Raw genomic sequence first — 15,016 nt, 5'->3', positions numbered from 1 at the left:
ACAATATCGCGCAAATTATTCAGCAATATCGTACAAATCATTTAATAAAATCATAGATATGAAGAAAAAAAGATGGTGGCACTTGCTACCCGCATTGCTGCTTTTAGCAGCTCCTTTGCATGCCGACGAAGGCATGTGGACGCTCTATAATCTTCCACAAGCTGTGTATCAACAGATGCAAGCCGAGGGCTTTCAACTGCCCTACGGCGACCTCTATGCAAACAAAGACGCCATTAAGAACAGCGTTGTCGATTTCTCAGGGCATTGTTCGGGCGTGGTTGTGAGCCCCGACGGTCTCGTTTTCACCAACCATCACTGTGGCTTTGAGGCCATTCGCTCGCATTCTACCGTTGAACACGACTACCTGTTGAATGGTTTTGTGGCCAAGAGTTTCGCTGAAGAGCTGCCCAACGAGCGCACCTTTGTGAACTTCATGGTGAGTCAAAAGGACATCACAGCTGAGGTGATGAAAACAGGTTTTGCCACGATGAGCAAGCTATCACAGGCACGTGTGCTCGACTCGTTGGAGAATGCCTACACAAAAGCGGCACGAAAGCAAGACTCTACACTCTATGTAAACGTTGATGCGTTCTACGAAGGCAACCAATATTATGCCACCACCTATCGCAATTTTCCCGACGTGCGCTTGGTGTTCACCATCCCAAAGTCGATGGGAAAGTTTGGCGGAGAGACCGACAACTGGATGTGGCCGCGCCAAACTTGCGACTTCAGTGTGTTCAGAATCTACGCCAATAAGGACAATAAACCGGCGCCTTACAGCAAGGACAACGTGCCCTATCATCCCGAACATTGGGCGCAAGTGAGCTTAGAAGGCTACAAAGAGGGTAGCTTTGCCATGACCATGGGCTATCCCGGCAGCACCAGTCGCTACCTTTCAAGCTATGGCATTCGCGAAAGAAGAGATGCCATTAACGCTCCAAGAGCACAGGTAAGAGGTGTGAAACAGGAGGTGATGACACGCTACATGCGTGCCGATGAGGCCGTGCGTATCAAGTATGACAGCAAGTTTGCGCAGAGTGCTAACTATTGGAAAAACTCCATTGGCATGAACAAATGTATTGATTCTATCGGAATCATCAACCAAAAAGCACGCTATGAAGCGACATTACAGCGTTGGCAAGACTCGACAAAATACCTGCAAGGCAAGCTCGATTTCAATGCCTTGAAAGCGCTTTATGCCAAGCGTTTCAATGCACGTCGCGCGGCAACGCTCTTCAACGAAACCTTTATGCGCACCAATGAACTGAGCGACCGTGCGCTGAAGGCATTCAAAAAGGAGAAGCAAGGCACGGCCAAAGCGCCCTATGTGACCTTTGATGACAACAGTAACACGTGGGATGCGGCTCTCGATCGCGAAGTGCAAGCCACGTTGTTGAAGAACTATCGCGCGCAAATCGCTGCCGAATATCTGCCCGCTTTCTACAAAACCATCGACCAAAAATTTGGTGGCAACTACCAAAAATATGTTGATTATTTGTGGAACACCTCGGCCTTGATGAAGAAGGGGGCTAAGGTTTACCTCACAAAAGCCAACATTGCCAAGGATGCAGGCTTGCAATATGGTCAAGAACTCAACGCCTTGCGCAACCGCATCAACCGCGAATTGGCTGCACCAACCGACAGCATCGAGCTGCAAGAACAGTATCTTTGTGCAGCCAAACTGCGCATGGAAGAGGATCAACCTCATTATAGCGATGCCAACTTTACCATGCGTTTATCCTACGGACAAGTGGGTGGTTATGACCTCGGTGGGCACATTTCCAACTACTATACCACGGCAGAAAGCCTTGTAGAGAAGATGAAACGCGGTGACAAAGGCGTGTTCGATTATAAGGCAGAACCTATCATGCAGCAACTGTTGAGCGCTCAATCGTTTGGTCCTTATCAAGACAAAACCACGGGGAAGCTGCAACTTTGCTTCCTTACCAACAACGATATTACAGGTGGGAACTCGGGTTCTCCCATCTTTAATGGCAAGGGACAACTCATGGGTTTAGCCTTCGATGGCAACTGGGATAGCCTCAGTAGCGACATCAACTTCGACCATCGCTTAGCGCGTTGCATAGGTGTTGACATCCGCTACATGCTTTTCATGATGGATAAATGGGGGCATGCCAACCGCTTAATCAAAGAGATTAATGCAAAATAAAAATGTATAAAGCCATGACATGGCCATAAAATACGAGAAAGAATGCCACAATCTATGTAGCATAATCCATATTCAAAAGGGCGTAACCTCACTTGGGTTACGCCCTTTTTTAGTCTTTATAATTAAGGAAGTTCCACCGCTTAGAAAACAAAAACAATCTTGATACCTGAAGATAACTACGCAAGGCTTCGAACAGATAGCACACCGATAACAAAAAGTGGGCTAAATAAGTTCATAAACACTATGTTTTTATAGTGTAATCTCTATGCAATTACTCCATAAAACCGCACAAATCATTTCGCAACCACTCACACTACACTCTACCACCAGAAAAAGAATGCAGCATAACCCACATCAAAAGCTGTCAAAATCGAGGACTTGAATACTCGCACTCATGCTGCAAAGAGCACAACAAAGACATGGAGACTCACTGTAATTTTGCAAATCATAAGACACAAAAAAGAGTGCTCACAGCACCACAGCAAACGAGAAAATAAAAAGAGTGTGCCTACAGTGATACCTCAAAACACAAAAACAAAAGTTTTAAAGCCTGCAATAACGCTACAAATTGCAAAACAAAAAAATAGTGTTTGCAGCATTACTGCAAACACTATTTCAAGTAAAAGAATATAGAGACTATCGTTTCCAGTTCCCTTTTTGCCATGAAACCACATAAGTTTGGCCTTTCTTCGTGACAAAACGCAATGTTTTCCCACGATAGTTAAGTGTACAAGGTTCGCCTGCCAGCGACTTAATCACTACCGATTGCAACATGCCCTGCTGCCACTTCAGCCCCACTTCAAAGCCACCGCGGGCACAAAGACCACGCACTTCGCCTTGTTTCCAGCTATCAGGCAGCGCAGGAAGCACATCGATGAAGCCTGTATGGCTTTGCAATAACATCTCGGTGATGCCTGCAGTGCCACCAAAATTACCATCAATTTGGAAGGGAGGATGCGTGTCCCAAAGGTTGTTGAGTGTGCCATCTTTCAACAAATTGCGCACCAAAAGATAAGCATGATTGCCATCATGTAGGCGTGCCCACTGGTTAATTTTCCATCCCATGCTCCAACCAGTAGCACCATCTCCCCGATGTTCTAATACCACTCGTGCGGCTTTTGCTAAGGCTGGTGTGGTGGAAGGCGTAATGGTGTGGCCGGGATGCAAACCAAAGAGATGGTTCACATGGCGGTGATGATCATTGGGATCATCAATATCTTCCGACCATTCTTGCAACTGACCATAGCGTCCTATGCGATAAGGAGGCAACTTCTTCAGCACCATTTGCCACTGCTTGCGAGCAGCCTCGTCCACTTGAAGCACCTTACTGGCAGCAATAGCATCAAGCAAAATCTCGCGAATAACGGCGTGTACGAAGGTTACTCCCTCGTCAATAGGCCCATGTTCGGGTGAAGTTGAAGGTGCCGCAGTGTAAGTTCCATCGGGCTTATGCCACAGATAATCCACCGCAAAGTTGGCACTCTGCTTAATGATGTCATAGAGTGTGCTGCGCAGAAACTGCTTGTCACGGGTGAAATCATAATATTCCCACAAGTGAGTAGCAAGCCAAGGGCCACCCATTGGGCAAAGATTCCACGACATATCTTCACTTGCAAGGGGGGCAGTGAAGCCGAAAATGTTGCTCGAAACCGAGGTGGTCCATCCGCGTGCACCATAATAAGCCTTCGCAGTTACAGCGCCGGGCTTCACCAATGTGCGCACAAAGTCGACCAAAGGCAACGCACACTCGTTGAGGTTTGTGGTGTGCACGGGCCAATAATTCATTTGCACATTGATATTATTATGGTAGTCTACACGCCACGGACCATCGACATTATTGTGCCAAAGGCCTTGCAGATTGGCAGGTAAGTTGCCGGGACGCGAGCTGGCAATGAGCAGATAACGCCCAAACTGATAGTAGAGTTCCTCCAAATAATTGTCGGTAGCGCCGTTACGATAGGCTGCCAAACGCTGTGCAGTGGGCACATCTTTATCGTTCGTTTGCGCCGCATTGAGCTGCAATTTCACCCGCTGAAAGAGAGGAGAATAATCCTTGAAATGGCGCTGAAACAGCTGTGCATATCCCCTTTCCGCAGCTTGTTTCATCCATTTTTCGGTAGTTACTTCAGGCTGAACACCCACATAAGTTTTGGGATTATGGAAGTCAGGATTGAAATTTATGCGGTAATCGGTGTCGGCCGTGATGAGGAAAGCCACCTCATCAGCCCCTTTTATCGTCAGCGTTTGCCCCGAGTTTTCGATCGTTCCACCATGTGTTACCGCCTGAATGCGCACCACATACTGCATGCCATTGCTGTCTAAAGCACCGCGATACACCAACCCATTGGTACCATCGGCCTGCATCTTGCCTGTTGAAACAGGGTTGGGCGCATAGTGAAAACACAGGTTCTGCATGCCTTTAGCATTGGCCTTGAAGCGCAGCACCATTACGTTGTCGGGATAAGAGATAAAGGCCGTGCGTGCATAACGCACACCATCGTGCACGAATTGCACCAATGTGCGCGCCGAATCTAAAGACAATTCGCGTCGATAGCCACTAATCTGTGCATCATTGAGCCCCGTTTCGATGGTCAATTCGCCCATGGTGGTGAAGTTTCCAAAGCGGAAAGGCTTCTCTGCATACGATTCATAGGCTGCCAAGCCGTTGAAGTTTTTACGCGTTAGGCTGTCGGCTTTGGCTTTATCGCCTGCCAAAAAGGCCGCCCGAATGGCCTTAAGTACAGGTGCAGCATGCTTGTTGACGTTCCAATAATAGCTTGCATCGCTACTCACTCCAGGCCCTCCGCGCCACAAACTCTTTTCATTTAAGGTGATACGTTCTGCGGCAATCGACCCCAAAATGTTTGCCCCTAAGCTGCCATTACCAATGGGTAATGAGGCCGACTCCCACTCTTCGTCGGGATTTTTGGCAGTATCACCTGCCGATTCGGGTTTGTTTTCTCCTTTCCACATCTCTGGTCGTCCCCCATACCACACGGCTTTACCTTTTAATGTGCACGGCGTGTCAAACCAAATATGTAGTGGTCGCTGCTTAATAGTATTTCCAGCATGCCCCGAAAGGATGCTAAAAAACAGGAAAAACAGGGTGGAAACACGAACTGGGTATGCCATTCTCGTCATTGTTTTCATCTGATTTTAAACTTAAAAAACTGCTGAAGCAAGCTTAAAAGCACTTGCTATCAGCAGTTCAAACTATTAATATATGAAAATCTATATGCTAAATAAAATGATTTATTCGGCCATAGCATGGTGGAAACCATTGAGCTTTTTCCAGCCACCGCGCGTGAAGTCGGGCACAGCTACAGGCGCATTGCCATTTTCTATCGACAATCTTGTAAGCTCAGCCATGCAACACCACTCTGCCAAATCATAGACATCCATGTCCAAAGGCAGACCATTGTGTAAGCAATAAACCAAGCGATAGTCCATGATGTAGTCCATACCGCCGTGGCCACCCACCTTTTTAGCCTCTTCTTCCAACATCTTTGTGATGGGATGCTTATATTGTTTCATCAAGGCTTCCTTCACATTCTCGGGCACAGCAGCGTGCATATTCAAGTTCTCTAAGTTGGGAACTTCGCTGTCTTTGAGCTGCTTTGGGCGGAAACAATATTGCTCAATAGGATATTTATTCGCGAAACCATCAGTTCCTGTGAGCTGATACATGCGGCTATAGGGGCGTGGATTCATCACATCATGCTGAATTTGAATGGTCTTTCCATTCTCTGTTCGAATGAAAGTCATCGTGTGATCGCCATTCTGGAAAGGCTTACTGTGGTCGTCAACACCATATTTCTTCGCCAATTCAGGGCCTGTAACGGCCTTCGTATCCATAGCAACAAGCGTCTTTAAGCGGTCACCTCGGTGGATATTCAGCAACTGACAAGCTGGTCCTAAGCCATGTGTAGCATACACATCACCACGATATTCGTTGTTATAATTCAAGCGCCAGTTATTATAATAATAAGGCCAAAACTCCTCAAGATTGTGGATATACGAACCTTCTACATGCAGAATGTCACCAAACAAACCGTGTTGGGCCATGTTAAGTGTGGTCATTTCAAAGAAATCATACACGCAATTTTCCAACTGCATGCAATGCTTACGGGTACGTTCTGATGTGTTGATGAGCTGCCAAATCTCATCTAAAGTCATGGCAGCAGGCACTTCTATCGCAGCATGTTTACCATGTTCCATTGCGTAAACACCCATCTGTGCATGGTGTTTCCAATCGGTTGCAATGTAAACCAAGTCAATATCCTTGCGCTCACACAGCTTTTTCCAGGCATCTTCACTACCGGTATAAACGGCAGCTTTAGGGAACTTTCCCTTTACAAGTTCATTTTGTGCGCGTTCAATATTCTTCGGAACCAAGTCGCAAATGGCCTTGATTTCAACACCGGGCAGGTGCACCCAGCGCTCAATAACACCGATACCACGCATACCTAAACCGATAACACCAATGCGAACGGTTTTCAATTTGGGGGCGGTAAGGCCTATAACGTCTTGTTGTCCGGCAGGACGTGCGGGAGTTACTACTTCAATTGGCGCATACTTCTTGTCCAATTGCTGAGCTGTTACAGCTGAAGCCGCAAAGCTAAAGAATGCAATTGCGGCACAAATGAATGATAATCTTTTTTTCATAAGCCATTAAAAGGAACTTTTTTAATTATAAACAACCAAACCTTTTATATTACGTATTCTTTCATTATTAATTTTCTGTCTTTTAATGTATAATAACACTTTAATCACTATCTATAAAATCGCTTCCTTTTCACAATCGCTATCCCACTTATTTTGTAAACGTTGGTTTCATGTTAGCAAACTGAACAGCACGAGATGTGAATGGAATTGGAAAGCGATTGCGCTGAATAAGGACTCGATTACAACCATCAAAGATAAACCATTTTAATGTTTTCTCTGATACAGATGAGCTTTCTTCGATCGCATTACCTTTAAAAACTAAGTCCGAAGTGCTCTTGGCATAGAGCACAGGATTGCTGAAAGTGACGAAATGATTGTTGATGATGCGCACATTTTGATGCACGGGATGGTGCGCATCAACCACCGTATTCGACGGATTTAAAGCAATCACGGCATGAGCAGGATGTCCGTTATAGGCACAACCCACAAAGCGATTGCCTTCAATAAGCACATCTTTCACTGGGCCAGATTCATACCATCCCGAGGCATCTCCCTCTATCAGTATGGCACTCATGCCTGTATAATCATAGGTGTTGTTGCGGATGATCACGCGTCGTGGCGTAGTGACAAGGGTTCCGCGCGTGCTGGTTCGTGAGAAATAGCAATGGCTAATTTCCACTTCGGGCGTGCAAGTGAGGTTCTCCACACAATCACTTTGTAATTGAAGGGTCTTGGGAATGGGACGCAAAAACGTTACTTCCATGATGCGCGGCGACAACAATCGTGCCGTTTTCACCACATTTTCAGCATACCGAAGCATGGTTGATGCCTGCACGAAGGCCACGGTGTCGCCGGCAAAGAACGCTTGGAAACCATAGCTTTGCGGATGCATAAAACGCAGATGCAGCGTGTAATCGTCCACACGTTCCACCGCCCGTAGGTTCGTTCCATGCACATTAATGGGGTCATCTTGTGCCCCAACAAACCGGCAACTGTCAATGCTTATCTTACCACTACAACCCGAAAAGTGCATAAAGTCGGCCGAAGAGGCCAACAAACGCGTGCTCTCTTTGCGCGGAGCACACTGCACTTGGTGCATAGTGATGTTGCGACAATACTGACTTACGATGCCTAACCCATGCATATAATGTACACCGATGTTGCGAAAAGTAATATTTTGGCTCTCAAACAAAAACATCCCCACTTGGTCACGTATAATATCGCGCACCGTTATCGTATGATTTGGTTGAAAATCTCTACCATATTGTGTGGTAAAGTGCACCACATTTGGCGACAATTCAGTAGCTTTTGCTTGCGAAAGAATTTCCCACCCTTTGCTATATTCAAAATGATGGTTTTCGGGATTGTACTCAATACAATGCGGATAGTTTGTGCGCCAGCCTTCACCCACCCATGACATTCGGCCGTTAACAATGATGTATCGGCTATCAGGATGCACGCGTGCAGTCACCCCTTGTGCATCAACTTTGAGATAAGTGAGTTCAGAACCGCCCGGTCTTTCGAAGTCAAAATGAATGTTTTGCAACCGCATATTGCGGCAATGTGCCAAAGTGAGCATCGTCATCTTGCCATGAAACATGAGCGTTGCATCGTTTCCTTCAATGGTTAAACCCTCCATATCCTCCAGAAACAGCCCAATGGTTTTTACTTTTGAGGGGCATTCGGTCTCCGAAGACGTGTTCGAAATATAATATTCCTTGCGCGTTGCCTCGGTAGGCCATAGGTCATAGCGACCCGATTGAAACACCATTACGCGGCTTTTCCATCGCTTGGCATCGGCAATCACTTGTTGCAAACGTGCCGTTTGGTCTTCATGTGTGTCGGGATGCACGCCATAATCAGCCACAAACAAGGTGTCATGAGGTGCCGCTTGTGTTGGCAGGGCATATACTAAGAGACACAACCATAATCCTAAACCTAATTTTATCTGTTTCATAAAACATTTTTTCTATGCTGTCTGTCTACATCTGCCCGAAAGGATTGCAACGGATTGCCTGTGCTTTAAAGAGATAATGTAGGGCGGCTCACATACCATTTGTAGAAAAATCAGCATGTTACAGCCACCCTTTTGCGCTTTCTAAATATGGAACCAAGTAAGAACTATCTTGTGAACTGAACAATCTTAATCTTCCAAATCTTGGTGTTCCCGTTGGCAGCTTTCACACTAAACTTACGCGCTTGGCTCCAATCATCGGGTGTTCCCAAGGCTGCCGCGCCATCAACAGGCGTGATGCGTGCGGCAGTTGACACCGTTACCTGTGCCCAAAGCGGGTGCTGTGACACTTGATTGCGCACGGCTGTCGTGAAATCACCCGATGCAGCAGGAACCGTTACCGTAGCTTCTATCGTGCCAGCATCAGCATCTACCACAGAAGTAGTATTCAAACGCACCTCCTTAACGATAGGTTCTTGCGTGATAGGATCCTTCACATTGCTGGCCCAACGATAGTAGAATTGCACGGCACTGATATTGGCTTCTTCATAAGAAGGGAGGTCTTCCCAACTGCATGCGCTCAACGCAAAGATACTAAATAATAGACTCAGAAGAAGGAAAAGGTGTGATTTTATTTGTTTCATATCCTAAAAAATTGAATGATGTGATTATTCCCAACCAGGATTTTGGTCGGTATCTTTGATAGCTGAATTGGCTTGTATCACAGATTTTGTGATGGGGAAGAGGTAAGAACGGGTGTCAAACGTGCGCTGGTCGTTGGATAATTGCACATTACCCACGTAAGCTGCCGTGCGATCGGTTTTGATTTCGATAAACGTTGCAGGCGCAGTGAGTTCGTCAATCACACTTCCCGGTGCCTTACCATCATTGGCTTCGTGTCCATACTTGCCCCAACGAAGCAGGCTAAAATACCAGTCTCCTTCCCAAAAAAGTTCCACACGGCGTTCTATTTTATAGTCTTTCCAAGCGTCAGCCAGCGTAGTTGCGGTGGAAGCGGGCAAGCCACCATGCACCATTCTCGTTTGGTTGAAGGTGGTAACCGCATCGGCAACTCTGCCCAAACGCAACAATGCTTCGGCCTTATTGAGCAGACAACGCCCATAACGGAAAATTACTTTATGATAATCGGTCATCACATTGTAGAACGGACGAGGACTCCATTCGGTGTAAATATACTTGCGCATGCTGTAATTTGTCAATGGAACGTGGCTCGCAGCATAGCGCTGTGTGGCCCAACGGCTCATGTTTCCGTGAGAATAGGTGGTGATATTTTCACCTAAGAACACAGAACCATCGTGTATGATAGAGGCGTCAAAACGTTTGTCTCTGTGCTGATACATGAGGTCACTGATGCTCGTTCCCGGTGTTGTTACTTCAAAAGCTTTGAAGAAAGCACCACCATTAAACTCAGCTTCTTCCTTATGTTCAATCTTCGTTATCGCCTCAGCGCGTGACAAAGGACGCGTGTTGTTCACAAACTGTGAACTCTGATCCCAACGAACGGCCTTACCTGTTGCTTGGTCTATGACTAAATAAGCATCGACAAGGTTTTGACTTGGCGTATAATCCAACCAGCATTCGAAGATGTCTGCGCGATGAAACAGCGGACCACATCCCGTAATACTGAGGTTACTATTGAGCAAGTTGGGGAGCAAATGTATCATGTCTGTCTGCGAAACATTGGTCACATCTTTGCTCCAATACTGTGCTAAAATAATCTCAGGTGAGCTGTATGCACCCTTCTCATTGAACATATTCTCATAGTTTGCATCGAGAGATACGTTGGTAATAGCGTCCACAGCATCAACCGATTCCTGATACAAGCTCTTGCCATTCACCTGCAAAGCAGTAGCATCATTGGTATAAGCTGCGGCCGTAAGGCATACCTCTGAGAGGAAAGCATAGGCGGCATTCTTCGTCAAACGACCGCTAACTGCCTGCGTAGGAAGCGCAGGAATAGCCTCACGAATATCGGTTAATACGTGCTGATAGCTTTCAACAATATCGCGCGTTAGCGGGAGATTAAACTCGTCGGAAGGCTTTAATACGCGGTCAACCCAAATAAAGCGCCCACCTTTGCGTGCCAAATCATAGTAAATCATGGCGCGCATCATCTTTGCTTCTGCCGTATATTGGTCACGATAATTTTGCGGAATAGAGGATGAAGCCATCTTCTCTATGATGAGATTGCAACTGCGAATGTCATCAAAACGCGTGTTTAAGCCCCATCCATAGTTATTCTCCATCAAGCCACGTGCCTCACCTGAGCAAGCAGCACGGCAGTTAATCATGTTGTTACTGAAAGTGTTATCCCAAGTAGCAAATGCTTCATAGGGAGAATAAGCATAGGCATAGTTGCCTGCAACAAAAGCATCTACGGTGCTTTGTGTTTGCCAAACGGTTGTTTCGGGAAAGCCTTCAGTGGGCTTTGTATCTAAAAAGTCGTTGCAACTTTGCAGACTTAATCCACCAAGTAATAAGGCAGAAAGAATCAATTTATAGTTTGTCATAAATTCAATGTCGTAAAATAAATGAATAATTAGAAACCGATGTTGAGGCTAATCGTGTAAACGCGTGAGATAGGATAGCCATAACCATTTCCGTTAGAGCCCGACTCTGGATCGAAACCCCACTTCTTTGCAGGACTAAACGTCAACAGATTATACCCACTAAGCGAGAGGTTACACTTCGTCATCCAGCCTACATGCTTCAACAGTTTATGCTTCAAATCATAACCTATCGACATGCTCTTGAGGCGAAGATAATAGGCATCGACAAGCCAGAAATTGGTTCCCACAAAGTTGTTACTACCATTAAAGCCTGGGGAAGCATGTTGCCGAGGATACAATGCATTGCGATTTTCGGGCGACCAGATGTCTTTTTGGAAATCATAAATCACAGGAAGATAGTTGCTGTTGCCGCCCATTAAGATGTTGTCGACATAGATATTGTAGTTGGTTGCGCCCTGCCAAAGCATGCTAAACGACCAACCTTTATAGCTTGCATCAGCGTTTAAGCCGAAGTTTGCACGAGGACTTGTACCCGACCCCATGCGCGTTTGGTCGTCACCATCAATCTTTCCGTCGCCATTAAAGTCGTAATATTTCAAATCACCAGCCATCAAATTGGTTGAACCATTGCGCTTAGGACTATTCAACACGTCTTGATAATCTTGGTAATAACCTAAGTTCCGATAGTAAACACCCGTATAAGCACCTGCTTGTGTGCTGCGCTTATAAGGATTTTTCAAATTCGTTTCTGCTTCATTGGGGTTCACATTCCATCGGTCATCATAATAAGTCATGTTGCCAGAGATGCCATAATTGAATTCGCCAATATGGTCTCTCCATTGCAAAATGAATTCAAATCCGCGACGAATGCTTTCACCATTCGATTTTACAACGGGCAGGTTTTTACCCAAAGGTGCCGTATAACCCACATTAGAAGGTGTGGCAAGATAACCTGTTGTCACCTTAGCAAAGTAATCTAATGAGCCTGATAGCCGTCCTTTCAAGCTGGTAAAGTCAACACCAATGTTGAAATCTTTTGTCGTATACCAGGTCATATCGGGGCTAATCAATGCACCTTCATAGAACGTTGGACGCCATTTTCCACCCAAAAAGGCACCGCGTGTGTAGAGCGTATAGGATGAAACGTAGGCAAAACGATCGGCAGACCCATCACCATTCAAGTCCAAAAAGTCCTGCCCTATCTCACCATACGAAGCACGAAGTTTGAAATGTTCGAGCACTTTATCCATCTTAAACTTCTTCCAAAAAGCCTCTTCTGAGATAGCCCATGCGGCTGATCCCGAGAAGAAAGCACCCCAACGTTGCCCTTTAGGGAAGAAATCACTGCCATCATAACGCAGGTTTGCCTCTACCATATAGCGTGAAGCGTAGTCGTATTTCAAACGACCAATCACGGCAGCACGCCGATAACCCACACCTTCTGACGACCAGTTTTCCATTGTTTCGGCCGGACCGGCGCTCATTTGGTCTACATCAAAGATATATTCTTTGCGCGAACCGCCCAAATTGTCGTAGTCTTGTCCGCTGGCTTCAATACCAAGTGTAGCTCCAAGGGTGTGCAACTCTTTAAAAGTATGGGTGTAATCGGCAAAAAGTTGCTGGTTGAAGTTTTGATGAGCATACACATTTTTCGACAGATTGGGCTTGTTTGCCGTCAACGGATTGCCGTCCCAATCATAGGCTTGTGCCGATTTATTCCACGACTTATTCCGATCATTGGCAAGCGTATAGCTTGATAGTGACCTTACACTCAAACCTTTAATATAAGGTATAGCCCATGTTAAATTGAGATGACCACGCACAGATGACTGCGATTGTTTGAAGTAACCGCCCTGATTACTGATGTCAATAAGCGCATTATCTGTTGTCCCTCCATAGATTTGTCCAAATTGATTATAGGCTGGTTCCCACGGCTTTTTGTTCTGAATGTGCGACCAAGTGGTGTAATATCCGCGCCCATTTGCCGTCGAAGGCTCCTTGAAATCCACGATATAAGCATCTACTCCCGCATCCACTTTTAAGCCAATCTTCTTGAGGTTAGCTTCCAAATTCGTGCGGAAATTATAACGGTTCATGTGGTGAGAATCTACCTTATAGATAGATTGTTGATGATAGTATCCCAAACCAGTATAAATCTTTATCGCTTCACTTCCACCCGAAAGAATGAGGTTATGTCGCATCTCTGGCGCAACATTGCGCATAGTAACCTTCTGCCAGTCCACGTTAGCATGTCCTTGAGGGTCGGTGCCATTGCGGAACAATTCCAAGTCATGCGCGGTGTATTGTGGTGCTCTTCCATCATATTGTAAGCCGCGATTAACGAATGATGCCGCCGTGAAAGCATCAACCTTTTTCTGCAAATCGGCTGGCTGACTCATCGTATAATTGAAGCTATAATCAATGTTTAGTTTCCCTGCTTCACCGCTTTTGGTGGTAATCATAATAATACCATTGGCCGCACGTGCACCATAAACAGCTGTAGCCGAGGCATCTTTCAAAATCGACATCTGTGCAATGTCCTCGGGATTGAGGTTTTGAAAGTCGCGTTGTTCGCAGATAACATTGTCAATCACATATAAAGGTGTGCCGCCACCACGAATAGAAACCGAGGCTTTCGCATTCACACCGCCTCCCGATTGCGTAACTATCAAGCCTGGAGCACGGCCCGCTAAGCTCTGTGTGATGTTGGGAACGGGAACCTTTGCAATGTCTTCTGCCTTCACTTGTGAGATGGCTGAGGTTGTTTTTCGCTTGGAAGTAGTACCATAACCCACGACAACCACCTCGTCTAAGGCTTTGGAATCTTCCTCTAAAACAACCTTCATGGCTTTTCCGTTCCACACTTTTTCTTGGCTCACATAGCCAATATAAGAGATGACAATCGTGGCACCTTTTGAAGCATTTGCAATACTAAACTCACCATCTAAACCTGTTACCGAGCCCTTTGTCGTACCTTTGATGACGACAGAAGCACCGATAATGGGTTCACCATGCTGATCGGTTACCAAACCATTACATACATTACTTTGCTGTTGTGCATGCACTTCAGCAACACTTGCTTGCACCATCAGCGGGAAACTCCACGGGGTGAGTCCTGCAAAAAGGAGCAATGCACTTACCACTTTAAAAGGGTCTTTGTTCATAGATTTAATATTAGAAGTATATTTGAATTGTTTTGTTAATAGCATTTAATAGCTGATAGCAGCATTTTTCATATCAGAAGGGGGCACAACATCGTCGACATCTTGTGAACAACCAATCAAATAGCATGCCTCAAAGGCATCCATTCATGGCGGAGACTCCATGTCTCTAATGCGTAATTCCAGGAACTTCATCAATAATTGTTTGTAGTTAGTAATCTTTATTAACTGTTGGCAAAGCTATTTTTTTTTTTTTGAAATAACCAAATTTTTCATCCAAAAAAAGATGAATAAGTTATACTTTTGCACATTTTTGTGTAAATCTGAAGATTGGAAATAGACGTCTTTTGCCCACCAGACCAAACAATTAACACCAGCTTTTTGCTGAAAATAGAGGTTTTTGGCGCATAGCTTAAGTCGCAACACCATGCACATTAGTCCACAATGTAGTGTAGCTGCCCTACCGCAAGAGTATCAATCATAGCACAACAAATCTCCCATCGCACACACTCTATCCGTACTTGCACAACAATGA

At 45.6% G+C, this 15,016-nt stretch carries 7 protein-coding genes; 1 reads left to right on the top strand and 6 read right to left on the bottom strand.

Annotated elements, in window-relative coordinates:
• The first annotated feature begins 58 nt into the window (after positions 1–58).
• Positions 59–2,170, top strand: coding sequence for a S46 family peptidase (locus X919_RS0109480; RefSeq protein ID WP_028899908.1), 2,112 nt, complete (start codon positions 59–61; stop codon positions 2,168–2,170).
• A 636-nt stretch (positions 2,171–2,806) separates the two neighbouring features.
• Here X919_RS0109480 and X919_RS0109475 read toward each other — a convergent pair.
• The 6 genes from X919_RS0109475 to X919_RS0109450 form a co-directional block, all read right to left on the bottom strand.
• Complete coding sequence (locus X919_RS0109475; protein ID WP_051502492.1) at positions 2,807–5,311, bottom strand: glycoside hydrolase family 95 protein; 2,505 nt, start codon at positions 5,309–5,311, stop codon at positions 2,807–2,809.
• A 111-nt stretch (positions 5,312–5,422) separates the two neighbouring features.
• A complete protein-coding gene (locus X919_RS0109470) occupies positions 5,423–6,835 on the bottom strand; it encodes a Gfo/Idh/MocA family protein (RefSeq protein WP_028899906.1) in 1,413 nt (470 codons plus the stop codon).
• A gap of 148 nt (positions 6,836–6,983) precedes the next feature.
• Positions 6,984–8,792 (bottom strand): right-handed parallel beta-helix repeat-containing protein, encoded by a 1,809-nt coding sequence (locus tag X919_RS0109465; RefSeq protein ID WP_028899905.1) that lies wholly within the window; start codon positions 8,790–8,792, stop codon positions 6,984–6,986.
• A 164-nt stretch (positions 8,793–8,956) separates the two neighbouring features.
• Entirely contained in the window at positions 8,957–9,433 is a 477-nt protein-coding gene (locus X919_RS0109460) for a DUF5018-related domain-containing protein (protein WP_028899904.1), read from the bottom strand.
• Positions 9,434–9,457: 24 nt separating this feature from the next.
• Positions 9,458–11,320 carry a RagB/SusD family nutrient uptake outer membrane protein gene (locus X919_RS0109455; protein ID WP_028899903.1) on the bottom strand — a complete coding sequence of 621 codons (1,863 nt, stop codon included), beginning with the start codon at positions 11,318–11,320 and terminating at the stop codon, positions 9,458–9,460.
• Positions 11,321–11,349: 29 nt separating this feature from the next.
• Positions 11,350–14,484 (bottom strand): SusC/RagA family TonB-linked outer membrane protein, encoded by a 3,135-nt coding sequence (locus tag X919_RS0109450; RefSeq protein WP_028899902.1) that lies wholly within the window; start codon positions 14,482–14,484, stop codon positions 11,350–11,352.
• Positions 14,485–15,016: the final 532 nt, after the last annotated feature.

Origin of the sequence: Prevotella sp. HJM029, from assembly GCF_000599605.1 — a bacterium.
GTDB lineage: Bacteria > Bacteroidota > Bacteroidia > Bacteroidales > Bacteroidaceae > Prevotella.
This window is presented reverse-complemented; position numbering and strand designations above follow the sequence as displayed.

Bases quoted from the DNA above. Each gene is read 5' to 3' on its own strand.
- X919_RS0109460 (WP_028899904.1), bottom strand. From the start codon at position 9,433: ATGAAACAAATAAAATCACACCTTTTCCTTCTTCTGAGTCTATTATTT.
- X919_RS0109470 (WP_028899906.1), bottom strand. From the start codon at position 6,835: ATGAAAAAAAGATTATCATTCATTTGTGCCGCAATTGCATTCTTTAGC.
- X919_RS0109480 (WP_028899908.1), top strand. From the start codon at position 59: ATGAAGAAAAAAAGATGGTGGCACTTGCTACCCGCATTGCTGCTTTTA.
- X919_RS0109465 (WP_028899905.1), bottom strand. From the start codon at position 8,792: ATGAAACAGATAAAATTAGGTTTAGGATTATGGTTGTGTCTCTTAGTA.
- X919_RS0109455 (WP_028899903.1), bottom strand. From the start codon at position 11,320: ATGACAAACTATAAATTGATTCTTTCTGCCTTATTACTTGGTGGATTA.
- X919_RS0109475 (WP_051502492.1), bottom strand. From the start codon at position 5,311: ATGACGAGAATGGCATACCCAGTTCGTGTTTCCACCCTGTTTTTCCTG.
- X919_RS0109450 (WP_028899902.1), bottom strand. From the start codon at position 14,484: ATGAACAAAGACCCTTTTAAAGTGGTAAGTGCATTGCTCCTTTTTGCA.